The sequence below is a fragment of the Acinetobacter sp. 228 genome (assembly GCF_048147885.1).
On the sequence record NZ_JAYWYV010000019.1, the window covers coordinates 15,094 to 40,230 of the forward strand.

Below are 25,137 nucleotides of genomic sequence, written 5' to 3' on the forward strand. Positions count from 1 at the left end.
GATCAGGATGTTCTATGTTTATTGTATTGGTTGAGGATGACCCCTATATCGCACAGAGCATTTGTGCTGCTCTGAACTATCTGAATATTTCAGTGGAGCATGTTAGTCACGCACGTGCTGCGGATTATTTTATCCGGCATAGTGCAGTCGATTTGTGTTTGCTGGATTTAGGTCTGCCGGATCAGGATGGCCTGGAGTTGCTGCACAGCTGGCGACGCGACCAGATTGATCTCCCGGTACTGGTATTGACGGCGCGGCTGCGGACCGATCAGTGTGTTCAGGCCCTGAATGCCGGTGCCGATGACTATCTGACCAAACCCTTTGAACTGGAGGAGCTGATTGCCCGGATTCATGCCCTCACCCGGCGCCACCGTGGCTTTGCCTCGAATACACTGCAATTTGATGAACTGGTTCTGAACCGGGATACCCAGACTGTGACCTATCAAGACCAGGCCGTGAATTTATCTCGCCGTGAATTCAGCCTGCTGGAAACCCTGATGAGTCACCCCAACCAGATCCTGAAAAATGAACAGCTTATTGACAAGCTCTATGGCTTTCAGGACGCTATAGAGAGCAATGCCCTGAATGTACACATTTATCACCTGAGACAAAAACTGCATCCAGACTTGATTCAGACCGTTCGCGGTGTGGGCTATATTTTCAAACCGTTTGAGCAACGTCATGTTTAGTCACAGCTTGAAATGGCGTTTGGTCATGAGTCTTTTGGCCGTGTTTATTGTGTTGTGGAGTGCGGTATTTTCATGGCTGTATATTGACCTGAAACAGCGTTTACAAGACACACTGGATCAACGCCTATCGGCATCTGCACAAATGGTTGCCCGGCTGATTCAGCAGTTACCGCTGGATAGTCTGGGGGATGCAACCCTATCAAAATTAGCCAAGAATGATGATGCAAACCAGTTAATTGCCTGTGAAGTCTCTCTTTTTAGCTCTGACATCTCGTTAGGTAATCAGGTGATTGCCAAAACACGCGGTGCCCCCCAAAATTTAAGCCAGCGACCAGAAGGATTCAGCACCTGGCAGCAGGGTGATACGGAATGGCGCAGTTATGTTCTGCGTCGTGGCGATATTCAGGTGGTGGCGGCAGAACGTATGTTCTTGAGGGATATGCTACTACAGCAGATTCTGCAGTCCGTACTGGTTCCCTTGGTCTTCTCACTGCTGATCTGTATTGCCTTGATCATCTTTATTATCCGCAGACAGTTCCGGCCTTTGGATCAGCTCAGTCAATACCTGAACCAGAAAAACCTCAACTATTCACAGGCGGCAGATTTTTTAATGCAGCTCAAGCCTGCAAGCATTCCTCAGGAAGTACAGCCTTTTGTCAACAATTCCACGCAGTTGATTCAGAAACTCAATGACAGTCTGCAACAGGAGAAAGCCTTTAGTGCCTATGCTGCACATGAATTACGCAGTCCCCTGACCGCAATTAAAACCCATGTACAACTGGCCCAGCTGATCGGTCAGCAGCAGCACCTGCCTGAATCCATTCAGCACAATTTGCAGCAGGCCAATGAGAGTATCCGGCGTTATACGCTGTTACTCGAGCAGCTTTTATTGCTGACCCAATCAGAAAACAGTATCCAAGCAATGTCTGAAGCCATCTGGCTTCGCCCCACGCTTGAGAAGGTGCTTGCAGACTTAAGTACACGCTATCCAGAAATGAATGAAAAAATACAGGTAGACTGGGAAAGTCTAGGCGAAATTCAGCTACCTGAATTTGTGCTGTATACGGTACTGAAAAATCTGCTTGAAAATGCACTGCTGCATGCACAGGCTGCCCATATCTGGATTTCCATGCAGTCTCATGGCCTGGTAATTGAAGATGATGGACAACAACTTACAGCCGAGGATATCCAACATTTAGGACAACGCTTCTGGCGCAAATCTGCTCAGCAGCATGGCCATGGTCTGGGACTGGCATTGACCGCTAACCTGTTAAAACAGTATGGCTACCAGCTCTCTTTCAATGCCCTTCGACCCTATGGGCTCCGCATTGAAATCAAGTACGGCGTGTCTAAGCGTGACCCGCAAGCTTAGGAATATCCAGCCATACGGCTGTTGGAAAATACCGGGTCAGATACTCCTTTAAATATTGAATGGTATCCATCGCAATCGTTTGGTCCTGATGGTCATCAGCATGGTTAAATGCCACAGCATGAAGTGCGACTTTACGCTGTTTGAGTAGCTCCAGACTCAGTAAAGTATGATTAATACTGCCTAGACGGCCTGAAGTCACCAGAATGACAGGATAATCGTGCGCTGCAATATAATCGATTGTCAGCATGTCCCGGGTTAGCGGCACCATTAATCCGCCTGCCCCTTCAAGCAAAACCCGGTCATAACGCTCGGCTAGTATAGTGGCTGCCTGCTGAATTTTTTCGAAATCGATTGAACGCCGATCCAGTTCAGATGCCAGATGCGGTGAGGCCGGATAGCTAAAAATTTCTGGCATGGTCAGCTTGTCATGATCTTCAGGCAGCAGCCCACACCCCATGATCATCCTGTGCTGCTCGATATCTTCTGAAACATCCACATTGCCAGTTTGAATCAGCTTTTGGGTAATGGTTCGAATCCCCTGTTCATTCCAGCTTCTGGCCAAAAAACCGGTGGCATAGGTCTTACCAATAGCGGTATCAATGCCGCTGACAAAAAAGATTTTCGAACTCATAGAGCTTTCCGTGCAATCAGGTAAATGGGATGGTAGGTCAAAGGATAACTCCCTGTTTCCGGGATCTGGAATTGAGCATAATGTTGCTCGAACTGCGCAAGTAAACATTTGCTCCAGCGAAAACCCTGAGCCGTTGCCTGCACACCGGTAGATTTCATGTGTTTTAGCACATCTCTAGGCTGGGCAAAGTTGAGCTGGATCCGTTCTTCATTTGCCATTAGTAGTTCAAAGCCCTGTGCCTGCAAGATATTGGCTACAGTTTCCAGTGGTAAATAATCCAGACCCTGTCCTGTTAACACTTTAATTTCTTTTAAATTGTCTTCTGCATAACTGGCAAAACAGAAATATCCTGACGGGTTCAAGGCAGTGGCCACTTTTCGGATTAAGGCCGGTAGCTCCTGAATCCACTGCAAGGCTGAACAGGACACCACCAACTCTAAAGACTGCGGTAATGGCAACTGTTCGATATCGCCTATGCCCCAAATGAATTGCTCAGTTTCAGGAAAATGCTGTTTCACTTCAGGATAAAGATCATTTAAAAACAACTGATCAACTCCATAATGCTGTAAAAAAGCATGGCTAAACAGACCTGAACCACAACCAATTTCCAGCGCACGTTGCATATGCAGTTGAGGAATATGCAGTTGCATTAAATGAAGTAAATGTTGAGCGACATGGCGCTGTGCTACTGCATGCTGATCATAACTGTGCTGAGCCTGAGCAAATCGTTGTGCAATCAGTGTGTTATTCATGGCTGATACTGCTCCAGTACACTAAAACAGTGCTGAATTTCCTGATTCTTTATTCCATGATGCAAACATATCCGCAATCGTGACGAGTTTTTGGGAACAGTGGGTGGACGTACAGGCAATACATAAAAACCATGATCTTGCAAATAGGCTGCTGAAGCCACGGTCTGATGTGTATCTCCAATAATGACCGGAACAATCTGGGAACTTGACGGACAGTCATAACCCAGATTTTTTACTGCCTGCTGACTGTATTGTGATAATGCAGTTAACGCTTGACGTTCTGCCTGTAAGCCCTGCTGATGCTGAAAGATAAAATTCGTCCAGGCCATACAGATGGGAGGTTGGGCCGTACTGAAAATGAGCGGGCGCATTGAATTAATCAGATATTCCCGGATTACCGGTTCGCAGACCAAATAGCCGCCAACCGAAGCAAGCGCTTTACCAAAGGTACCTACCAGGAAATCGATATCTCCTATCACATTATATTGTTCGGCACAGCCCAGTCCACGTAAACCGCGTACGCCTATCGCATGCGCCTCATCAACATACAGCATGACTTTAGGATGCTGTTTCTTTAGCGCCACCAAAGCAGTTAAATCGGTTTCATCCCCATCCATACTAAAAATGGATTCTGTGACGACAATGATACGTTCAATTGAATCATCTGAATGATATTTCAATAAAAGTTGTGCCAAGTGATCTAAATCATTATGCCGATATCGCACATAATTCGCTTTAGATAAACGGATACCATCAATCATACTGGCATGAACCAGTTTATCTGCAATGATTTGGGTCTTACTGTCTGCAAGCGCAGGTAAAATCCCGATATTCATATGATAGCCGCTATTAAACAGCAGTACCGCACGGCCAAAGGCTTGCGACATGTCATGTTCAAGCTGTTCATAAGCGGGAAAATTTCCAGTCAGCAACCGGGAGGAACTGGCACTCATCTGCCGCTCAGAAACAGGAGTCATATCAAAAAATGCTTCCCGTAAATCCACTTGGCTGGCAAGACCCAGATAATCATTCGATGCCAGATTCAACATGGTTTTGCCGTTGAGTTCAAAATGGGCAGCACTGGTAATGTTGGATTTAAACTCGCGGTACTGCCCTTGTTGCTTTAATACATCAAGTTGCTGTGCAAAATGTTCGAGGTGATTCATGCTGCAAGCTCCAGATGCTGAATCATAGCGATCATATGTTCCAGCAATGTCTGCAATTCGGCTGTAGAAATAATAAAAGGCGGCATGACATACACCAGTCTGCCAAATGGACGAATCCATACACCACGACGAACACATTCTGCCTGGAATTCAGCCAGATTAACTGCCTGATGCAGCTCAACCACTCCAATTGCCCCAAGCACCCGCACATCTTTGACTACAGGATGCCCCTCTAAAACATACAAAGTACTTAATTGCTGTTCAATACACTGGATATTGGCTTGCCAGTCCTGTGCCAGTAAAAGCTGGATACTTTTTACTGCAACTGCACACGCCAACGGATTGGCCATAAAGGTCGGGCCATGCATAAAAACGCCCGCTTCACCCCGAGAAATGGTCTCTGCAACCTGCCTGGTGGTGAGCGTAGCAGATAATGTCATATAGCCACTGGTCAGGGCTTTACCTAAACAAAGTATGTCAGGGATGATATCGGCATGCTCATAGGCAAATAACTTACCAGTGCGTCCAAAACCTGTCGCAATCTCATCCAGAATCAGGAGTACATCGTATTGCTTACACAAAGCTTTGGCTTGACGTAAGTATTCAGGATGATAAAAACGCATCCCCCCCGCACCCTGAACGATCGGCTCAATAATCAGGGCAGCGATTTGTCTGTGTTTTTCTGCCAGTAACTGTTCCAGTGGCTGGATATCCTGCTCCTGCCATTCGCCATTGAAACTACTTTCAGGTGCAGGAACAAAATATCGATTAGGCAGGCTTGAACCGAAGATTTGATGCATACCCGTGACGGGATCGCAAACTGACATCGCGTTCCATGTATCACCATGGTAGCCCGAACGTGTCGTGACAAAATTACTTTTTTCCGGTTGACCTTGGGCATGCCAGTATTGCACCGCCATTTTCAAGGCAACTTCTACAGCAACTGAACCGGAATCAGCAAAAAAGACTTTATCAAGCTCAGATGTCGTGATCTCCAGCAGGATTTTCGCAAGTTCAATGGCAGGCTGATGGGTCAATCCGCCAAACATCACATGTGACATCTTATTAAGCTGCTCAATGGCGGCCTGATTCAGCTCAGGATGACTGTAGCCATGAATCGTACACCACCAGGAGGACATACCATCAATCAGCGCCGTGCCATCTTGCAGATAGATCTGGGCACCGCTGGCGCTAGCGACCGGATAACATGGCAAGGGTGCAGTCATTGAGGTATAGGGATGCCAAATATGCTCTTGATCAAAAGCGTCAAACACAAAATTCATCCTGAAAAATTGTGGAAATATCGATCTTAGCCTGCTCAGTTAAAAATGCAAATGACTGAACTCTCTATCTTGCTGAAGTAACTGGTAAATCATCCAGAAAATCCATAATAGGGGTTAGCAGCAATTCTGTATCGAACAGGATTGCATCATGCGCAGCCTCGATTTCTTTGACTTTGATCAAACTTTGTTGATAAAAGACAGATTCTATGGAAACTTGGTAAGGAACTAGTGAATCTTGGGTTGAAAATATAAACAGTATCTTCGTTGAACAGGTTTTTAAGATCTCTACCAAATTTAATTGTTTCAAAAGATAAAGATGCTTTTCTTGATGATTTAAATCAATTAAAGACAGTTTGGATTGTAAATATTTTACCCGTTGCCGTGCATCCTTCGCCCCCATACAGACAAGATGACTAAAACGTTTCAATGTCGTTAGCATGTCCAGTCGGGCCGCCTGAGAAAATTTTTCAAAATCAGCTTCAGGCATTGCCTGTTGCCAATGTGTATTAACCACAAAACAGGGATTAGACATACAGGCAATCACAGGCTTTGCTACCCCTGTCTGCTGATAGATTTCATTGGCCAAATATATGGCCAATTGTCCCCCTAAAGACCAGCCTATGAGTACATCATAATCTTGTGCGAGCTTTATCTTTTCCTGCAGGGTCGCTGCATCAAATGGGTCAAAAATATCAGAGATTGCGACTGTATGATCTGGCCTGAGTTTTTCAGAAAATTCTTCCAGGACTGTTGTTCCTAATCCCCAGCCTGCGATCAATAAAATATTCATCTATAGTTCCATATTAAAAATACAATATGACTGCAAGCCATAGAGATTTTTTGAAATCAAAATTATTGCTTTTCAAAAAAGCATGAAAATACTTTTAGCCTGAAAACTTTCTTTTTCAAAATTAAAATATTATTTATTACAGCAAAATACCCTGTGCCACCGCTGCCGCAGGTTTCTCTAAAAAGAAAAAATTTTCGTGTTAACAGATACAAAAGCTCCAGAACATATCGGTTACAGCGATATCTGTAAAGAATAAAACAACTGTTTATTGACCTAGCGCTGATCAGTCATTACATTCATCTTCTACTATTCAGTGTGGTAGGCTGCTGGATCTCGGTTCGCATATCTATAAATAGTATCCAGATCTTTTTCAATTGACCCGGAAACGATATGGGGTAAAAACTGATTTACCTTCACAAAGATTTTTTCAGGATAACCCACCTGATAGGACTGACAGTCTGTCTCTAAAAAACGATAAAACTCTTGTGCGACAAAATCAGGATCATCCATTTTAGTTCCCAGTGCCTGATTCATTTCTGTGACATTTGCATCATTCATCTCCGTGATCGTTGCCCTTGGTGAAAAATAACGGAATTGAATTGAGGTCTTAGCATACTCACGTGCCAAGGCTTCGGTAGCACCGCGCAAGGCGAATTTACTGGCACAATAACTGACATAACCCGGATAGCCAATGCTGCCAAAGGTAGAGCCAATATGAATGATCTGGCTTGACTGATTTTTTGACATTAGTGGAATAATGCCCTGCACCAGTTGCAAGGGATAGACCACATTAATCAGCATCATCTGCTCCATCATTTCCTGTGCTTGCTGTGAGAACAGACTGAAATCATTGATACCGGCATTATTGATGTAATAGTGAATGGGGGTATTCAGTTCGGCCAGCGCACCCAGTAATTCGTTACGGCTGTGCTGCTCGGCCAGGTCACAGCAGATCCCTTGCAGTTGTATATCCGGATAACGCTGTGCCAGTTTTTCACCTAATTTTCGCAAAGTCTGTTCATTACGTCCGACCAGAACCAGATTCAGGCCATTTTTTCCAAGAATATCGGCAATGGCCTGACCAATGCCACCGGTCGCACCTAGAAGAACTGCTGTTAAATTGGACATAGATCACTTCTCTTATGGTTGAATTTTTTAGATGTCTTTTTCTGCTTTGCTTAAAAGTCAGGATTCAGGCCCAGTCCCATACAGATATACAATTTACGCTGCTCAAGTGGCACCAAGATTTCACGTCGGCCATGCATAAAGCGTTTGTTATCAATGATTACCAGATCACCATCCTGCCAGTCAATTTCTGAGGTCCGGGCTTCACACCGCTCTGCCAGTTCGGCGAGTAAGTCTGGACTGATCTCTGAACCATCAGCAAAATGAAAACGGGGTTTTTCATAATTATAAGAAGGCCCGAGTAAGGTATTGGCAAAGGCTGGAATACCCTTAAGAGTGTCATGGCGGACCATCGGCATATTTAAATGGTAGTGCACCCCTTGATCGTGTGCCGGGCTAATCTGCTGGCCAGGCACCATCTGGATAAAGCGTTCCAGCTCCTGTAGGCCGACCTGCTCTGCATTTTCAATATTCAAGACAGTGGCCACATACTTCTGCCAGATCGGTTTGGGTAAATAACGGCTAATGGTCATCGGTTCGGCAAATTTCTGCTTGAGATCAGCCGACATATTTGTCCAGACTTCATGCCCATCACATAAGGTAGTCTGCGAACCGCGCGAAGCACTTTTCTCACTGAAAAAGGCGATGATATCGGGCGGTAAAGGCGTCGTGCCATTTTCAATATGCAGTCCCATGGCCTGGCTACCTGCATCAACTTTCTGGGACTGGCGAGTGATATTTTCGCGTGCGGGATCATAAGTCAGCCGCTGGCATAGCCTATTCATGAGTTCACTAAACGAGGTCACGTCATAGTGTTCATGTCTTAACAAGACCCAGCCCTGTTCTACCAATTGCGTTTTAATCTGATTAGGTGTGGTGTGCAAAGCTTGCTGTGCAATATTCATGTGTTCTCTCTCATTCAACAGGTCAATGGGTCTGTGAACTAGGCAAAATTAAGTTGGGACTTGTCCGGTATCAGTTCAGCCTGAAACTTTTGCTGGATCTGCTGTCTGCGCAGTTTGCCGTTATCGGTCAACATCTGGTTGTCTAAAGAAAATGGCTCGGGAGCACGGCACCAGTGTTTGATCTGGGCATAGTCCGGCATCCGGCTGTTGGCCCGCTGAAGCGATACTGCCAGTTGCTGGTCTGGCGTATCATCCGGGGCATAAATCACGGCCGACAGATAGGGCTGGGCTTCGCCAAAAATGGCAATCTGCTGGATTTCCGGCTCGGTCAGACTGTTGGACTCAACCCATTCCGGAGAAATATTGCGTCCAAAACTGCTGATAATCATCTGCTTGATGCGTCCGGTAATGTACAAATAGCCTTCCTCATCAAAATAGCCGGCATCACCTGTATGAATATACGGTGTCGCAGTCATGTCATTGACATAACCCAGCATGGCATTGCCCTTCACTACTACTTCGCTGTTGGGTGCAATCTCAACTTCGACATGCGGTAAAACCCGACCTACACTGCCAATACGGCGTGCACCCGGCAAATTCAGACTGACTACCGAGGCACACTCGGACAGGCCATACCCCTCATAAACCGGAAGGTTAAGTTGCTGGCACTGTTTGAGTAAATCAGCAGAGACTTTCCCTCCACCGACCGCAATAAATTTCAGCGTCTTGAACCCTGCAGTACCGTGTTCAGCGCTATATTCCACAATCGCTTTCAGCATCTGCGGCAATAAAATCACACTTTCGATTTGATAGCTCTGTACTGTATTTAAAAACCGCTGTGTATCAAAAGTATGGTTAGATACCAGACCGAACTGGCTCACCTCACCGACTACTACAGCGCGTCCCATACTCAGTGCGACATAAATGCCGGCAATATTTTCTAGCAAGGTGGCAAATGGAATCAGGCACAAATGCCGTCCAAGCTGACTGCTGGCCAGTGCTTGACTGAGTGAATACGTAATTGATTCTATGGTATCTTCTGCCAGACACACGCCTTTCGGTGTTCCGGTACTGCCTGAGGTATAGGTGATTTTTGCCGGATGCTGGGTCTGTAAAGAAGATGAATACTGTACGGCCTGCTTTAGCTGAAAAAAGCGTGCATGTAGCTGGCCAGCAATAAATATCTCATCTCCACTCATGTCTTGAGCCAGATTTAACAGCCATTCTGATGCAGAGAAAGATTCATCCAGAATACAGAGCAGCTCGGTTTGGCTGTCGGAAAGCAGATGCCGTACTTGGGCTACAGTAAAAAATAGAGGAACAGGCATTACAGTCATGCCGGTTTTTTGTGCGGCAAGATCAACTACTATCCAGTCCATACTATTTACGCCCCACAGGGCCAGATGGCGCAGATTAAGCTGCATGAAACTGGCACTCAATAATTCTACCCGCTGCTGCAGCTCTGCATAGCTGAGGGTCGTTTGTGCGGTGACTACCGCTTCTCGCTGCGGATATTGTCGTGCTTGCAGGCTGATACGTTCAAATAAAGCAGTCATCATTTAAATTCTGTGCCTCGGTAATCAAGCAAAATGCTTTAATGACTAAATTGATAAAGTTGACGAGCGACTTGTAGGGCTTCTGCCACATCAATCGCCAGGACATAAGGTTTCTGCTGGTAATAACTGCCCCACAGGCGCTGTGCCTCTCCTAAGACTTGCGGGTCAGCTTTTTCAAGCACATGAAAACGTAATCCCATCTGTTGCAACACATAACGCACCGCAGTTGTCCCGGTACATACAGCCCATTCGATGCATTGCTGCGAGAGATGAAAGACCAGAAATGCCACTATCAGTTTGGCCTGATTTATGTCGACTGCAGCCAAGTTGCCAATTTCTACAATCTTGTTCCGACTAATCTCCGTCTGGCTGAGTTTGCCAAGAATATTTTCAATTGGTTCATCGAGATACTGTTCCAGGAAGGCATTGGTTTGGTGTAAATGCTCCATGCCAATTACAACCTGCATTTCGGCTCCGTCATAACCGGCAAACAGGGTCGAAGAGAAGGTGGATATCGTGGCCTGATGGACTTGTTGATACTTTTCCTGAATAAAATTTTCCAGTGCTCGACGTTCCCACGTCTCACCACGGCGTACCATTTGTACGCTTAGCTGTAGAGCATTATCTTGTACCGAGATCACGGGATCAAAGTGATGGGCCTGTACTGAAAATTTATTGTGATAGATTTGTTTTTTGTATTGAGACTGGTTGAAATATCCATCCAAATAATAAATCTGATCAGATGACTGAGGATCACAACTAAACTTGATCATTCGGCTCATACCACGAAATTAACTTGCTACTCAAGATAGAAGCCCTACCTTAAAAAATTCTTAATTTTGTGCAATCAAATGTAAAAGCTGTTTATATAAATTCTATATATCGTTTTTTAAGAGGGTGGTGAATTATATTTATATGGATCGGCAGGAGCCGTTTAAAAATACCAAGGTAATAATGACAGTACTTTCCAATTTGTAGCACTCAGTTTAATCAAAGCGGCTTTTTTGGGGGCATCTTAGCAAGTCATGTGCTCTCATTTACGCTCCTGCAAATATCTGGAAATTTAAAATAAAATCTTTTTTTTTTGATTTCAAACTCATCTCTGTTAGTAGTCCACGTTGTCACCCTTAAGAAGGGTAGCCCTTCTTTATTTCATTTTATAAGTCGTAAAAAAGCAAATAGCCGAGTAAAGCATAAGAATATAAAAATAAGGCCATCGGGAACAACGACTTTCTCTACAGAAAAAATCTAAGCAAAGATGGAACCATAGATAACAAGTGTAGCAGTTGAAATAACCTTCCCACTCCAGCCGGAAGGAAAATCAAAATACTCCGATTGTCCGTAAGCGTCCGCTGAACCCCATGCCTATTTTTTAATTTGAGTTGGATTTCCAGCGATGTGGCAGTAATTCTTCTATTTGGGTCGCTTTATGCGTCGGCAGCCTTTTCAGCACATCACTTAAATAGGCATACGGATCCAAGCCATTCAGCTTTGCTGACTGGATTAAAGTCATGATATTCGCCGCTCGCTGGCCGCTGCGCAGCGAACCTGCAAACAGCCAGTTCTTGCGCCCCAACGCCCAGGGACGCATCTGATTCTCGACCCAATTATTGCAAATCGGTAGATTGCCATCATCCAAATAGCGGCTTAAAGCTGGCCAACGCTTCAGAGTGTAATTGATGGCCTTGGCGGTGGGAGAACTCGATGGCACTGTCAGATGATGTTGGTTGAGCCATTCATATAGTTGTTGCATCACTGGTTGACTATGCTGTTGTCGGTATTCGCGGCGGTCTTCCGCTGTACCATCGGTCTTTTTCCTGAGTTCTGCTTCTATCGCATACAGTTTCTGAATCAGCACCAATGCCTGTTCAGCGACCTGACTTTTCCCGGTCACATGCAGTTCATGGAATTTACGACGTGCATGGGCCATGCAGCCCACCTCTATGACCTGGCCTGATTTAAAGCGTGCTTTATAACCACTGTAATCATCACAGACTAGATAACCCTGCCAGCCTTTCAAGAACTCTGCAGCATGCTGGCCTGAACGACTATCCTGAAAGTCATAGATCACCGCCTGAACTGGATTGTACTGTGTAGTGGCATAGGCCCAGACATAACCTTTCTTCGGTTTTTTATCATTCTCACCCATCCGCATGATGGTGACCGGTGTTTCATCTGCATGCAGCACCTGCTGTTGTAGTACCACCTCTTTTAAGGCATTGGCCAGAGGCTCCAGTTCTACACCGCAGCGACCTATCCAGTCAGATAACGTTGATCTGGATAAATCAATACCCGCCCGCTGATAGATCAGACGTTGACGGTACAGCGGCAAATGATCGGCATATTTCGATACCAAAACATGGCTGAGCAGTTCAGGTGAAGCAATGCCTTTATCAATCACATAGGCGGGCATCGCTTGCTGAGTCAGGGTGTCACACTGATCACAGACCCATTTGCCACGCACATGCTGTTCCTTATAGAACTGTGCCGGTCTGAAATGCAGTTTTTCACTGACATCTTCGCCGATACGACGAAGTTGGCAGCCACAAGCACATTGGGTTGATGCAGGTTCATGCTCAATACGGATGGTGTGTAGATGATCTGGCAGCAGTCGACATTTAGGTTTTTTGACTGTGGCTTTCTGTGTCGCTGCATCGGTTTTATCTGCATTTAATCGTTCTAATTCTAGATCAACGGCTGCGATATCTTCTTCGACCGCTTCGTCCCATAGATGGATTTGTTTTGCGGTAAGATGTTCGTTTTTACTGCCGAATTTATGATTTTTAAACAGCGCCAGTTCATGCTCGTATTTTTGATTGAGAATAGAAAGATGCTGAACTTTGGCATCCAATTGCTGGTTTGATTTTTCTAATTCTTGATTTGATTGTGCCAGAGACTGATGCTGCATCGCCAACTGCCGGGTAAATTCCAGCAGTTGTTCATGGGTCAGTTGGCTTAAATCAGGCAGCATTTTCATGACCGCAGTATGCCTGAGGTCATGACGCTGAGGAAATAGAACGTTTGGAGAATAGCACAATGTAGCAGCCTAGTTTAGAGCATTGTTACCACTTGCTGTCGTCCAATGCGCTGCCAGGGCAAACCCTGAATTAGTGCCTGTAATTGTTCTGGACTGAGAGCTACGTTTTCACCCTGGTGAACTTTAGCCCAGTGGAATTTTCCCTGTTCCAGCCGCCTGGCACACAGCCAGATGCCCAGTCCATCATGTACCAGCACTTTCATACGATGACCACGTTTATTACAGAACAGGTAGGCGCAATGCGGTTTGATTGAGCCAAAGGCTTTCATAATCTGCGCCATGGCCGTATCCATACCCGCACGCATGTCCATGGGCTGGGTAGACAACCAGATTTCATCGATACGGATCATTTGATCAAGCCCTGAAGTAAAAGCAGTAATTCAGTTGCAGACTCCACCGGCCATTCGATTTCGATCATCTGATCCCTTACGGAACCTTGTTCATCATGTAATGGAATCCTGATATGAGCGGTAGCTTTCTTCTCTGGCACAGGTGGCGGAGGTGCTTCTTGTTTGACTGGCGTCGGGTGAAGAATGACGGGAAGGAAGTCGGTCTGTGGAATGGATGAGATTGTTAATGATGGAACCATTGATCTGGACTGACGAATCCATTTATGCAACAGATTGGCATTGATCTGATGTTGCATTGCGACCTTAGCCACCGATGTATCTGGCTGCTGGCATTGCTGAATAAGTTGATGTTTAAATTCAGCCGTGAAGGTTCGACGGGGCTTTTTTAGCGTTGGTGCAGTGTCTATAACTGTCTTTAAATCCATAAATAGGTGTCCACTTAAATTTTAGTGGACACTATCGCGGTATTAATGAGTTAGAAAAAGTGGGGCTCAGCGGACGCTTACGATTGTCCTTATAAAACTCTAGTGATTTCCATTTTGGTTTCTTTTCAGATGTTGACCTTTCAATACCAAACATGCGATTACCATTTATTTTTATTGCTTACATGGATTTTTAGAATTAAAAAAGCACTTAAGAGAATCGCTCTTAAGTGCTTGATATATTTGGTGGGCCCAGACGTTACCATACTTTAATTTAAGTAGTTGTTTTATAGTTATTTATTTTTAATGGTGTGAAGAAGGTACAAACACGGATACATGAGTTTTTTTGTTACTTTTTGTATTTATTTTCATTTTTTCTTAAAACTAATAGTTGAACTTATTCAGCACTAATTTTATATCATCGTTCAATAGATAATATTCTGAAAGATGTTAGCTATTTTTCTAAATTAGCCCTTTTAGATTTTATCCTAGAAGTGATTTTAGTATTTAAAATGAATGTAGATTGTCTCATATCTTCCTAAATTTTAGATTTTGCGATTTTTCCTTGTAAGCCTTGCCCTGTCTATCTTTCCGCTTCGCATTGCTCTTGCGATTCGTATGCGACATATGCGGAGTATATCGGATCATTTCGCACACTCCGCATTGGAATCGCACACCCTTTGCGACATGGATAACCTTATGCCATAAGGGTTTCAGCCATAAATCGCAAAATCGCAACTATTTCAGCAATGCCGGATTTAATTCAATGTAAGTGGAGCGGTTAATCGTCACCAGTCGCACATAATTAAACTCAATCAGCTCATTCAAACAAGGGTCAAATTCCTTCGCTTTTCTTATTTGAAGTGGTGCGCCTTTCATTGCTACCGTTCTTTGCAATCGGTTGGTTTTGTCCTTTTTGCATTTGGTTAAAAGGTACTTAATCAGCTTCTCAGAATCACTTTCATCGGCTACTTCAATATCTGAATATCTGAACCACTCAGACAAAGAATGTCTAATAACGGCACAAGCTGCCTGCATGATTTCAGAATCAATTTCAGACTTGTTTTCAAAGTAAGCCAGGACAGCACCCAAACGTCTGGCAAGCTCATTTGCACGACTGGCAAAAGGCTGCATAAATTCAAACTGTTTTCCACTACCCTGCAAAATCTCACACTCATTGTAGAACTCAAGCTCTAATAACTCTGCTTCACTAGATAGCTGCATCACTGGAAAATATGGAACCTCTCCCGATTCATTTAAAAGGACTGGTAACTCATCTTTTAAAATATCTCTACAGCGATTCCAAAATTTAGTTAATCGAGGGTCATTGTGTGAATTTTTTAGCTTTTGTCTAAATTCAACTGTATGCGTTCTTTGCCCAGCAATGCTCTCTGGAGCAGCTAAAATAAATCGTGGTAAAAAGCCCTGCCCTCTTAATATCGGATCATTTAAAGCTCCAACCAGTACAGCACGTTGCCCAAGTAAGTTGAAAGTTAGGCGAACATCATAGGCCGTTCCGTTGTCATCAGATGAAGCACGGCTTCTCTGACAATAGCCCTCATCAAATATTTTGGTAAATGCACCTAACGCGCTTTTGGCCGTGTCACCCTTCATTGTGTGACCATCAAAGAACTGCCCAGCCTCATCGCTACTCAATGAAGCATTTTTCACAATTCCTTTAATATAAAACTTGGTCAAGGCTTCAATAGTAATGTCAGAAAAAATACTGGTCGGATCGGTTGGTCTTGGATTATCTAAAGCCCACTGCGCGAACTCTTTAGATTCAACTGTTTTTGATTTAGCGTTCCAATCCTCTAAATTTTTTCTGTATTCATCATACTGCTGTCGCTCATGCTCTCTAATAGGCAATTCAACCAACTTTTGACATGATGATTTACGTCCACCGCTACCGCCTTCCGTTAAAAAGAATAAGGAGGCTGGCATACCCTCCCTGTTGGTTTCTTTGGGTGCATTAACCTTACCTTGTGCTAAAAATGAAATACTGGCTAAAACACATTGAGCAGCCATTGCAATTGGAGCTTGCACATATTCAGCGGTTGCAAGAATTGCATTCCTCACGACTTCCAGTAGCTCATCAATAGGATAAGGTTTTGATTGGACCAGGGTGTCATTTCTTAAACTGATTGGAGCTTGCCAGTTATCCAGCTTTTCAGCTCTCTGATCCACTGGCATCTCCTCAACTTGAGGCTGTGCGATTAGGTCAGATTCGATTGATTTTATGATCTGCTGTTTTTTATCAAGGAAAAATTGCTTTATCTGATTTGGTGGAAGTGTTTTAAAGCTATCATTCACCTGAACAAATAAATCAGCATTATTGACTGGTGGTTTCTCACCGACCATCATTCTAAATATTGTTTCAGGCATACCATTGTTTATAATCTGATACGCTGCATCAATATCTTTATGAAGCACAACGGCCTCTCCAGCCTTAGCAAGTTGCACAAATAAATCTATATTGTCTGTACCTAGAACATACGGCATATATTTATTATTTGTGTTGCTTGCGAATATTCCAGCTTTACCAATAGAGAATGATATTTTTTTAGAATCGATTTCTTTACATGGTGTCTGGCTAGTATCGTACTTTTTGGCCGTGCCTCTGATTCCATACCCTATTACTTCAGTTAATTCATTAGGATTAACCAGAGGGAGTGCTTCACATTCTTCACAGTTATAATCCGGCAATTTAGAGTAAATATAACTCTCAGGCTTAACTTTAAAATTCTGCTCATCAATGCAACATTGAACAAATTCATTAAGTGAGTGAAATTCTATTTTATGCCCTGTGACTGGGTCTATGGTGACTGCTAAGGGAATATTGAAATTAAATTTTGTGTTCATTTTCCGCCCTCCAGCTCAGAATCTGAAGGATTCAAACTTAAAACCCATTCTTTAATTTCGATTTCACGATAAAAAACACGAGCTTGTTTTTTATCTCCAAATTTTATTGGCTTTGGAAATGAAGAATCTTTTTGTTGCAAGTTATATAGCGTATTTCTACTAATTTTTAGAATACGGCAAACATCTTTAATCTTCAAAAGCATTTGTGAGCTCCAATAACAATGCTAGAGCCATCATGGTTTTTTTGAATTTATAAGCTCTTATGTTTTTTTAATATTTTTCCAAAAAAAACCTAAACAATTGAAATAAATTATTTTATTTTTAATATTTCTTTAACTTTAGCCTTTGCGGCATCATCACTTAGTACATCTAAGTCAGTGTAAAAAATTTGAATTAATTTAGAAATTATATTTATATTGTATGGTCTCTTATCTGGGGAAATCTCTGCCTTTCCATCAATATCCCACATGCTTTTAATAAAGAATGTTCTATGCGATGTATTATCAACTCGTGGAGATTTCATATTTAATATTTCTGTTTCTATTTTCTTGTAAAAAAAATCAAGCAGATCACTATCCACAAATTCAATATAATCAATTAATTTATTATATATTTTTTCACTTAGTAAAATATCATTATATTTTCTTAAAAACTTATATTCTGGTATTTTTATATCATCTTCCATACCACTTAAAGGAGAAATATAATTGTTATTTTTCATATACTCCAAAAAATCTTCAATATCTTTATTATCATATTTTTTTGCATATTCTTTTAGTTCATGAAATCTTACATCTATCATTTCCATATCTATAACAGCAATTATTTTTTCTTCTCTCAAATAATTCAAAATCTTATTAACATAGCTTGAACTTAAATAAAAAACTGTTGTCTTAGTTTTCGATAGAGGCGATGCATTTAATAAATTTGTCATTTTATTTTTTGCTGACTCAAGTTTATTGAGCCAATTTTTCAATTCAGTGCCACTATATACCAAACCACTATCTAGTTTTTCCTTATATTTTATTGAGAAATAATATTTTTTAGAAAAAAGAATTAAATCACTTAGCTTTAACTCACACTCCAATATTTTTTTAAAAGACTTATCCTCCAACAATAAATAAATTTTCTCAACATGGAAATCCTTTTCCTCATTACTAAGGTAAGTTTTAAATTTTAGATTATTACTTATAAATTTAATTTTAATAAATTTATTATTAATTTTGCTATATTCTTTTAGAAATATAGCTACTTCCTCTTTGTCTTCTTGTGTAACTCTTTCCATTTAATTATCTCAAATTGAAATTCTGCGTTACTGATTTATAAACCAGTATAAAACTTCTCAATCAACTGGCGTGTCTTGACCAGCAAATTGCTAAACACGTTCTCCCGCTCAAACAGCTTAACCTTATAGTTTGGTAAGTCCTTCAACTCTTCTTTACGTGGTAGGCGTTTGGTGAACTCATAATGCTCCAGAACCTGCTTCATGGCTTCTGGTTTCAGGTTTTCTTCTTTACAAAGATGCTGATAGGCCTGTTCTTTTTCAGCATCCCAGAATTCAGAAAAAGCTGTTTGGACGCTTTGGCCGTTGATCATCTTCGGCATGTTTTCTTCAATGAATTTTTGAATGAGGTCTTGCTTATCGTGCAAGCTAATATCGCTACTGATTAAATCGTAAATTTGCGCTTGGTACTTCTTACGCTTGTCCTCTGAGTCTGTATCAACAACAAGCTGTAGCAGGTTGATGATATAACCAACATTAATGCGATCACTATGCAGTAAATCCAGTTGAAAATCGACATCATCCAGTACCGATACTTTGTCTCTCTTGGTGGTCTTTCTAACGGCACGACATAGGTCAGCATACTTAGAGGCGAAGTTTGCAAAGTGCTGCTTATCCAGTTGTGTTTGGTCTTGATCGTATTCAATAAAAGTTTGTAATTGCGCGTTATAGCGCATCACTTCACGGAAAGCTTTAATAAATTCGAGTTGCTGTTCTTCAGTGACAAGATCATCGACTGATTGGTAATTGGGCGTTAAGGCAAACAATTTGCTCACCGCTGCTTGGTAATCCTGTTCGATTTCCGCATAGCTGGGAACAAGTACAATCTTGGTCGTTTCTTTATTGGAAAATAGTGCCAGCGCTTCATCCGTTGCACGTTTTAGGTTGCGGAAACAGATGATATTGCCAAATGGTTTTTTATCGTTGTAAACACGGTTGGTACGTGAGAATGCTTGAATCAAGCCATGATATTTTAGGTTTTTATCGACATACAAGGTATTTAACGGCTTAGAGTCAAAGCCAGTCAGGAACATATTGACCACGATTAGAATATCAATCTGCCTGTTTTTTACGCGCTGTGCAATGTCGCGGTAGTACGCATAAAATTGATCACCAGAATTGTAGTTAGTTTTGAACTGTCGATTGTAATTCGCAATGTAGCGATCCAGCTTATCCCGACTGGATGAGTTGACCTGACTTGGAATATCTGCGGCTTCTTCGTGAATCAAGCCAGTTAAGTCATCAGTCGGTACAGCCTCATTTGCCGCATAGGAAAAGATGGTGGCAATAGTCAACGGTTTAAATATCCGACCTTGTGCTTCATCTTCAATTTGCTTTTCAGCCTGCACCTTTTCAAAGAGGTCGTAATATTGGGTCAGTGTTTCGACCGAACTGACACAGAACATTGCGGTAAATTCACGATTACGGGTTTTGGTATCGTGAATATTGACAATGTAACGGGCAATCATTTCAAGACGTTGCGGATTGTCATACAGTTCTTTGGTATCGATGCCTTCTACATCTTCCTCATAACTTTCATTGGTCGCCATGCCTTTGGCGGTGTATTTGCCACGATAATCAATTTGGAACTGCAATACGTTACGGTCACGGATGGCATCGACAATCACGTATTTATGCAAACACTCATTAAACAGGTAGTCTGTGGTGAGTTTTAAACCTGCTTTGCTTTGGCTGTTCTTTTCAAAAATAGGCGTACCGGTAAAACCAAACATTTGTGCATTGCTGAAGAACTTTTTGATGTTCTGATGGGTCTCACCAAATTGACTGCGATGACATTCATCAAAAATAAAGACTACTTTTTTATTTTTAAGATAATCAATCGATTCTAAATAACGTTCAGTGCTGATGGCCCGATTGAGTTTTTGGATGGTGGTCACAATCAGTTTGTCATGACGTTGATCCAGCTGTTTCACCAAGGTCGATGTGTTATCGGTGCTGTCCACGCTGTCGGCTTTAAAAGCATTAAATTCGCGTGAGGTTTGCGTATCGAGGTCGTTACGATCGACCACAAACAGGACTTTTTCTACATCAGGCATTTGCATGATGATTTGACTGGCTTTAAATGAAGTCAAGGTTTTGCCTGAACCTGTAGTGTGCCAGATATAGCCGTTCTGATTGGAGTTTTGCACATGCTCCACAATTTTATGTACTGCATAAATCTGATAGGGACGCAGCACCATCAGGCTTTTGGTGGTTTCTAGCAGCACCATGTACTGAGTCAGCATTTGGGTCAGATGCTGCTGATTGAAAAAAGCTTCGGCAAAGTCGACAATTTCATTGATATGTTTATTGGTAACATCAGCCCAGGGAAAGGCAAACTCGATGCCTGTGGTGCCGTTGGAGTAATAACGGGTATTGGCACCATTACTAATGACAAAGAGCTGAATAAAACCAAACAGCCCTTGCCCTGCCCAATAGGCTTCACGAATATAGCGTTGCGTTTGATTAAAGGCTTCGGCGATTTCCATGCCGCGTTTTTTTAGCTCGATCTGTACCAGTGGCAGACCATTGACCAGTAAGGTCACATCAAAACGGCTGGTACGGCCGTTATAGTCGCGGTGGTCGATAGTGATTTGATTGGTGACCTGATAAATATTTTTGCTAGGATCATCTGACAGGAAAAAGATGTGCTTGCTTGTACCATCATCAAATTTGACCGGGAACAGATCACGCAGATTCTTGGCGCGTTCAAACACTGTGCCTGTGTTTAAAAAACTGATGACCTGTTTCCATTCAGTTTCTGACAGAGGCGCTAGTCCATTGGCACGTTCAATCTGGGTTTTCAGGTTAGACAGTAGTTGGCTTTCGTCCTTGAGCGTGACGGAGGCATATCCCAATTGCTTGAGTTGGCTAATCAGTTCATTTTCAAGTTGATATTCGCTTTGTACTGTCATTTCACCCTCTACTCTCTAAATTCTTATTCGCTTTATATTCAATATACTGATTTATCTTAAAGTTTTTTCAATCACATCTAACAAACTTGCTTTCTCCAAAATCAAATCTCGAATCGCTTCAAAATTATTTTCAGGTGCACGCCAATAGATACATAACCAGCGTTCAGCACCACCTTTATATTTTTCAATTTTCCAGTTGAGGTAGCGTGAATCATCGTTGCATTTCAAAATAGAAAATGCTTGCTCCTCTAATTCTTCTGGTAAATTCAAAATATAAGTTGTCACATCAAATACTGTTTCCCCTTGATGCTCTTTAATAAATAAAGTGGTATTGGTTAAGTTATTCCACGCATGGTTATAAAAACGAATCCCGCCCCATGTTTCATACTTGTTATGAGCTTCATAATCCTCAATCGATTGATTAAGCAGTTGGCTGATATTGTCTACAACTTCTTTAATCGTATTGGTTTTAAGTTTCTGTAACTCTTGGATCTCTTGATAATGATCAAAAATAAACTGAATACGCTTCATATCTAGATTCTGTATACGATAATAACTTTCAAGATGCAGCAAAAACTCACGTGCAAACAAATTCCATTTATTCATGGGATTCGTCATCATTTGTTCTGCAAGGTAAGGTCGGACAGCATTCACTAATTGTTGATAGGAAATACCGAGCCAATTTTTGGCTTCACTTTTACCAGAGATACTGAGTATCAAGCCAAGGATAGCTTTGCCTTTTGAGCGTGTTTGAGCATATTTCACATAGTCATCAAATGGATTGTTTTGATGATGGTAAATTTTAGCTTCCAATAAAATGAGATGCGTATCGGTATCAATCATTAGGTCGATACGATTGCTGTTATGTGTAACGCATTCTCGCTCCAAGTTTTCCACTTGACCTAAACTAGAATTCTCTAGAGCGCTAATTCCTACAACAACATCACTAAAGCCTTTCCAGAACACCTCTCCCAACTCATGGGATTCTTGAGGGTTTAAAAAAAATTCAAGCAATTCAGTGGTCGGATTTTCGTAATGGTTACGAATCGCAGTATCGAAAAAAGTTTTTTCTCGCGGTATCGCTTTAAACTTTTTTGCAGAATCTAAAAGTTGTGTGAAATGTTCAAAAGGTGATGTTGCTAAATTCACTATATCCCCCTACACAAACATCTGCTGCAACAAGCCTTTTTTCCAAGTTTTAGCCTGTTCAATTTGCTGTGACACGACTTCGATTTTTTGATCAATAGAAGATAGAAAATTAGCGATTTTGGTTTGTTCTTCTAAATTACTTGGGATAGTAATAGGAATTTCTGACATCACATTATTCATCAATTTGGGATTACCGACATAGGAAACGTATTTGTGAGTCACTTTATTTAATATTTCAGCAATACAAAGATTTGCGTATCCCTTCTTACTTAATAAAACACCGCAAACATTCGTGCAATAAAATTTGCCTTTTCTAAAATTTACATCACCTGCATTAGCGCCATCAGTTGTCCATGTTAGTGCATCTTCAAATAAATATTTTTTATAGAATCCCATCAAACCTTTTTGCTTAGTTTGAGAACTAAAAACTGGGTATTTATAATCTGTATCTGCAACTGATACCGTATTAGAAACCGCTAAAACCTGCCCCCTGGTTACATCAAAAATTTCTTTAACCGAAATATTTTCCCACTCCCCAAACTCGCTACCATCATCCGCTTTAAAACGAAGTTGCTGACTAAACAGCTTTTGCATCATGCCTTGTTTATACTGGCTAAGTAGCTCATGTTTTTGGCTGAGTTGACTAATCTTTTCATCCACGGCAGAAAGGAAAGAGGCGATTTTGGTTTGTTCTTTTAAACTCGGAACTATTAATTCTAGGGGCTTTAAGACTTGTAAATTAATATTCTTCTGAGCATTTTGAGTTGCTTGAGAATCTAAAAAATCTTTTTGAAGGTCGATAACATTTTTCAAAAAAATTGTATTAGTTAATTCTTTTTTGGGTTGTATTGCTACCACACTATCAGGGCACGCAACAGGATACTGGGTAATTGTTGTATCACCAATATTTGCAGCTATCGTAATCAAAATAGTATCTTCAGGAAAAACCTTACTAACCTTGATACCATCTTCATTTAAAGTCTGACTAAAGCCTTTCAGATACACATCTGAACCAGTTACATCACCAGTTTGAACAAATGGCATCTTTCCACCAAAGTAGCGCGGATCATTTCTAGGGCGAACTGAAAATTTTCCTCGTTCAACCTCAGCTAAGTCATCCAAAATAACTTCAGACCAACTTAAATCAAATCCTGTAAATCTTAACTTAGGCGCAACCATTACTTCACCTCCGCAAACGGTGAAACAATACCTAGCTCTTTGCAAAAATCTGCAATGATAGCATCGGTCTTTTGGCTCTCAACTTCCAAAGCTTGAAGCTGTTTTGCAATCGCATCTAAATCAATCTCGGCCTCCGCTTCAAAAGTATCCACATAACGCGGAATATTCAGGTTGTAATCGTTATCTTTGATTTGCTGCAAAGTCGCCACATGCGCATACTTTTCAATATTTTCACGCTTTTCAAATGCCGCAACAATCTTATCCAAATGCTCAGGCAATAACTTGTTTTGATTCTTCTGCTTTTCAAACTCATTGCTGGCATCAATAAACAAAATATTGCCGCTATGCTCACGGTTTTTCTTCAACACCAAAATACAGGTCGGAATTGAGGTGCCATAGAAAATATTGGCAGGTAAACCAATAATGGCATCCACCACGTTCATCTGCTCAATCAAATACTGACGAATCACGCCCTCACTCGAACCACGGAACAATACGCCATGCGGTAACACCACCGCCATGGTGCCATTGTCATCCAGTTGATACAGCATGTGCTGTACAAACGCCATATCGGCTTTAGAACTTGGCGCCAGTTTGCCATACGCGGCAAAGCGTTCATCTTGTAAAAATAACGGATCGGCAGACCATTTTGCAGAAAATGGCGGATTGGCCACCACCGCATCAAACTTTTTATCTAAATGCTGCGGACGGGTTAAAGTATTTTCCTGCTTGATGTCGAACTTGGCAAAATGCACATCATGCAGAATCATGTTCATGCGTGCCAAGTTGTAAGTGGTACGGTTCATCTCCTGACCGTAAATCATGTCGACATCTTTCACTTCACGTTTTACCCGTAGTAACAACGAACCTGAACCACAAGTCGGGTCATAGACTGAACGTAAACGCTCTTTGCCTTGGGTGACAATCTTCGCCAGTAAAGTCGATACCGTTTGAGGGGTATAGAATTCCCCCGCTTTTTTGCCCGCGCCTGAGGCAAACTCACCAATCAGGTATTCGTAAGCATCCCCCAGTACATCAGCTTCGGTATTGGAAATATCAAAATCAATATCATCTAAATGACTCAGGACTTTCGCCACCAGTGCATTACGGTCACTGGCATTATTGCCAAGCTTGGTCGAGTTTAGATCTAAATCTTCAAACAGGTTGGCAAAGTCATCGGCAGAGTCGGTACCTAAAGTGCTTTGTTCAATCGATTTTAAGGTTGCAGTTAAATCATCTAGAATAAATTCGCCCTGACGACCACGCTCGGCTAAGGTATGGAATAGCTGTTTTGGTGTGAGCGCATAACCCACTTCGGCAATGGCATTTTTTTTAATTTCTTCGATGTATGGCACATGCTCAGGATTATTTTCATCTAATTCTAAAAAGCTGAGGTCTTCGCCATCGAGCAATTCGTTGGCAAAGTTCACCGACTTTTCCGATAAATATTTAAAGAAAATAAAACCCAGAATGTAATCACGGAATTCATCGGCGCCCATGGTGCCACGCAAAGTATTGGCAATATTCCAAAGTTGTTTTTGTAATTGTTGCAGTTGTACTTGGGTCATTGTTATGCATGTCCGATGAAATGAATAAAACATGACTAGTGTACCGAAAATTAAAGTTTTTTCAGCAAAATTGGATATAGAAAGACAAAATTTGTCGCACTAAA

The 25,137-nt window shown here is 42.0% G+C and carries 20 protein-coding genes and 2 pseudogenes; 2 read left to right on the plus strand and 20 right to left on the minus strand.

The features are described from left to right. Positions 1-14 precede the first annotated feature (14 nt). Positions 15-689, plus strand: coding sequence for a response regulator transcription factor (locus tag VXQ92_RS12825; RefSeq protein WP_064095383.1), 675 nt, complete (start codon positions 15-17; stop codon positions 687-689). After that, a complete protein-coding gene (locus VXQ92_RS12830; protein WP_416681998.1) occupies positions 682-2,061 on the plus strand; it encodes an ATP-binding protein in 1,380 nt (459 codons plus the stop codon). The genes VXQ92_RS12825 and VXQ92_RS12830 overlap by 8 nt, the downstream gene beginning before the upstream one ends. Here VXQ92_RS12830 and bioD read toward each other — a convergent pair. The 20 genes and pseudogenes from bioD to VXQ92_RS12930 form a co-directional block, all read right to left on the minus strand. After that, positions 2,039-2,692, minus strand: coding sequence for a dethiobiotin synthase (gene bioD, locus VXQ92_RS12835; RefSeq protein WP_416682000.1), 654 nt, complete (start codon positions 2,690-2,692; stop codon positions 2,039-2,041). The two genes, VXQ92_RS12830 and bioD, sit on opposite strands and share 23 nt — an antisense overlap. Beyond that, positions 2,689-3,444 carry a malonyl-ACP O-methyltransferase BioC gene (gene bioC / locus VXQ92_RS12840; protein ID WP_416682001.1) on the minus strand — a complete coding sequence of 252 codons (756 nt, stop codon included), beginning with the start codon at positions 3,442-3,444 and terminating at the stop codon, positions 2,689-2,691. The genes bioD and bioC overlap by 4 nt, the downstream gene beginning before the upstream one ends. Then, entirely contained in the window at positions 3,441-4,610 is a 1,170-nt protein-coding gene (locus tag VXQ92_RS12845) for an 8-amino-7-oxononanoate synthase (protein WP_416682002.1), read from the minus strand. Before VXQ92_RS12845 ends, bioC begins: the two co-directional genes overlap by 4 nt. Next, positions 4,607-5,884: an adenosylmethionine--8-amino-7-oxononanoate transaminase gene (gene bioA / locus VXQ92_RS12850; RefSeq protein WP_191731323.1), complete on the minus strand. Its 1,278-nt coding sequence runs from the start codon at positions 5,882-5,884 to the stop codon at positions 4,607-4,609. Before bioA ends, VXQ92_RS12845 begins: the two co-directional genes overlap by 4 nt. 73 nt (positions 5,885-5,957) lie before the next feature. Beyond that, positions 5,958-6,683, minus strand: a complete 726-nt coding sequence (locus tag VXQ92_RS12855; RefSeq protein ID WP_416682004.1) for an alpha/beta hydrolase — start codon at positions 6,681-6,683, stop codon at positions 5,958-5,960. A 306-nt stretch (positions 6,684-6,989) separates the two neighbouring features. Beyond that, positions 6,990-7,811: an SDR family oxidoreductase gene (locus VXQ92_RS12860; RefSeq protein ID WP_416682005.1), complete on the minus strand. Its 822-nt coding sequence runs from the start codon at positions 7,809-7,811 to the stop codon at positions 6,990-6,992. 50 nt (positions 7,812-7,861) lie between these two features. Further along, positions 7,862-8,713, minus strand: coding sequence for a TauD/TfdA family dioxygenase (locus VXQ92_RS12865; RefSeq protein WP_416682006.1), 852 nt, complete (start codon positions 8,711-8,713; stop codon positions 7,862-7,864). A 38-nt stretch (positions 8,714-8,751) separates the two neighbouring features. Beyond that, positions 8,752-10,272 carry an AMP-binding protein gene (locus VXQ92_RS12870; RefSeq protein WP_416682007.1) on the minus strand — a complete coding sequence of 507 codons (1,521 nt, stop codon included), beginning with the start codon at positions 10,270-10,272 and terminating at the stop codon, positions 8,752-8,754. 35 nt (positions 10,273-10,307) lie between these two features. Beyond that, positions 10,308-11,042: a thermostable hemolysin gene (locus tag VXQ92_RS12875; RefSeq protein WP_416682009.1), complete on the minus strand. Its 735-nt coding sequence runs from the start codon at positions 11,040-11,042 to the stop codon at positions 10,308-10,310. 599 nt (positions 11,043-11,641) lie between these two features. Further along, positions 11,642-13,246, minus strand: a complete 1,605-nt coding sequence (gene tnpC, locus VXQ92_RS12880; protein WP_416682010.1) for an IS66 family transposase — start codon at positions 13,244-13,246, stop codon at positions 11,642-11,644. A 74-nt stretch (positions 13,247-13,320) separates the two neighbouring features. Further along, the gene (gene tnpB / locus VXQ92_RS12885) at positions 13,321-13,656 is read right to left on the minus strand and encodes an IS66 family insertion sequence element accessory protein TnpB (RefSeq protein ID WP_004783682.1); all 336 of its coding nucleotides are present in this window, start codon (positions 13,654-13,656) and stop codon (positions 13,321-13,323) included. Further along, positions 13,653-14,081, minus strand: coding sequence for an IS66-like element accessory protein TnpA (gene tnpA, locus VXQ92_RS12890; RefSeq protein ID WP_004783683.1), 429 nt, complete (start codon positions 14,079-14,081; stop codon positions 13,653-13,655). Before tnpA ends, tnpB begins: the two co-directional genes overlap by 4 nt. Before the next feature lie 735 nt (positions 14,082-14,816). Then, a complete protein-coding gene (locus VXQ92_RS12895) occupies positions 14,817-16,940 on the minus strand; it encodes a DUF3987 domain-containing protein (RefSeq protein ID WP_416682012.1) in 2,124 nt (707 codons plus the stop codon). Next, positions 16,937-17,143 (minus strand): helix-turn-helix transcriptional regulator, encoded by a 207-nt coding sequence (locus VXQ92_RS12900; RefSeq protein ID WP_104500627.1) that lies wholly within the window; start codon positions 17,141-17,143, stop codon positions 16,937-16,939. Before VXQ92_RS12900 ends, VXQ92_RS12895 begins: the two co-directional genes overlap by 4 nt. 107 nt (positions 17,144-17,250) lie before the next feature. Next, the gene (locus tag VXQ92_RS12905) at positions 17,251-18,225 is read right to left on the minus strand and encodes a hypothetical protein (protein WP_168398649.1); all 975 of its coding nucleotides are present in this window, start codon (positions 18,223-18,225) and stop codon (positions 17,251-17,253) included. Between the two features lie 35 nt (positions 18,226-18,260). Further along, positions 18,261-21,137: a type I restriction endonuclease subunit R gene (locus VXQ92_RS12910; RefSeq protein WP_416682013.1), complete on the minus strand. Its 2,877-nt coding sequence runs from the start codon at positions 21,135-21,137 to the stop codon at positions 18,261-18,263. Between the two features lie 51 nt (positions 21,138-21,188). After that, positions 21,189-22,286, minus strand: coding sequence for a PD-(D/E)XK nuclease family protein (locus VXQ92_RS12915; RefSeq protein ID WP_416682015.1), 1,098 nt, complete (start codon positions 22,284-22,286; stop codon positions 21,189-21,191). A gap of 9 nt (positions 22,287-22,295) precedes the next feature. Continuing rightward, positions 22,296-22,985 (minus strand): annotated as a pseudogene (locus VXQ92_RS12920) (restriction endonuclease subunit S); the annotation flags it as partial. Continuing rightward, positions 22,974-23,465: pseudogene (locus VXQ92_RS12925) on the minus strand (restriction endonuclease subunit S); the annotation flags it as partial. The pseudogenes VXQ92_RS12920 and VXQ92_RS12925, both read right to left, overlap by 12 nt. Next, positions 23,465-25,033 carry a type I restriction-modification system subunit M gene (locus tag VXQ92_RS12930; RefSeq protein WP_416682016.1) on the minus strand — a complete coding sequence of 523 codons (1,569 nt, stop codon included), beginning with the start codon at positions 25,031-25,033 and terminating at the stop codon, positions 23,465-23,467. The gene VXQ92_RS12930 and the pseudogene VXQ92_RS12925, both read right to left, overlap by 1 nt. Between the last annotated feature and the right edge of the window lie 104 nt (positions 25,034-25,137).

Excerpts from the sequence above, each read along its gene's own strand:
- bioD (WP_416682000.1), bottom strand. The coding sequence starts at position 2,692 with ATGAGTTCGAAAATCTTTTTTGTCAGCGGCATTGATACCGCTATTGGT.
- VXQ92_RS12860 (WP_416682005.1), bottom strand. The coding sequence starts at position 7,811 with ATGTCCAATTTAACAGCAGTTCTTCTAGGTGCGACCGGTGGCATTGGT.
- tnpA (WP_004783683.1), bottom strand. The coding sequence starts at position 14,081 with ATGGATTTAAAGACAGTTATAGACACTGCACCAACGCTAAAAAAGCCC.
- VXQ92_RS12845 (WP_416682002.1), bottom strand. The coding sequence starts at position 4,610 with ATGAATCACCTCGAACATTTTGCACAGCAACTTGATGTATTAAAGCAA.
- VXQ92_RS12895 (WP_416682012.1), bottom strand. The coding sequence starts at position 16,940 with ATGAACACAAAATTTAATTTCAATATTCCCTTAGCAGTCACCATAGAC.
- VXQ92_RS12830 (WP_416681998.1), top strand. The coding sequence starts at position 682 with ATGTTTAGTCACAGCTTGAAATGGCGTTTGGTCATGAGTCTTTTGGCC.
- VXQ92_RS12875 (WP_416682009.1), bottom strand. The coding sequence starts at position 11,042 with ATGATCAAGTTTAGTTGTGATCCTCAGTCATCTGATCAGATTTATTAT.
- tnpC (WP_416682010.1), bottom strand. The coding sequence starts at position 13,246 with ATGAAAATGCTGCCTGATTTAAGCCAACTGACCCATGAACAACTGCTG.
- VXQ92_RS12930 (WP_416682016.1), bottom strand. The coding sequence starts at position 25,033 with ATGACCCAAGTACAACTGCAACAATTACAAAAACAACTTTGGAATATT.
- bioC (WP_416682001.1), bottom strand. The coding sequence starts at position 3,444 with ATGAATAACACACTGATTGCACAACGATTTGCTCAGGCTCAGCACAGT.
- VXQ92_RS12865 (WP_416682006.1), bottom strand. The coding sequence starts at position 8,713 with ATGAATATTGCACAGCAAGCTTTGCACACCACACCTAATCAGATTAAA.
- VXQ92_RS12855 (WP_416682004.1), bottom strand. The coding sequence starts at position 6,683 with ATGAATATTTTATTGATCGCAGGCTGGGGATTAGGAACAACAGTCCTG.
- VXQ92_RS12825 (WP_064095383.1), top strand. The coding sequence starts at position 15 with ATGTTTATTGTATTGGTTGAGGATGACCCCTATATCGCACAGAGCATT.
- VXQ92_RS12870 (WP_416682007.1), bottom strand. The coding sequence starts at position 10,272 with ATGATGACTGCTTTATTTGAACGTATCAGCCTGCAAGCACGACAATAT.
- tnpB (WP_004783682.1), bottom strand. The coding sequence starts at position 13,656 with ATGATCCGTATCGATGAAATCTGGTTGTCTACCCAGCCCATGGACATG.
- VXQ92_RS12905 (WP_168398649.1), bottom strand. The coding sequence starts at position 18,225 with ATGGAAAGAGTTACACAAGAAGACAAAGAGGAAGTAGCTATATTTCTA.
- VXQ92_RS12900 (WP_104500627.1), bottom strand. The coding sequence starts at position 17,143 with ATGCTTTTGAAGATTAAAGATGTTTGCCGTATTCTAAAAATTAGTAGA.
- VXQ92_RS12910 (WP_416682013.1), bottom strand. The coding sequence starts at position 21,137 with ATGACAGTACAAAGCGAATATCAACTTGAAAATGAACTGATTAGCCAA.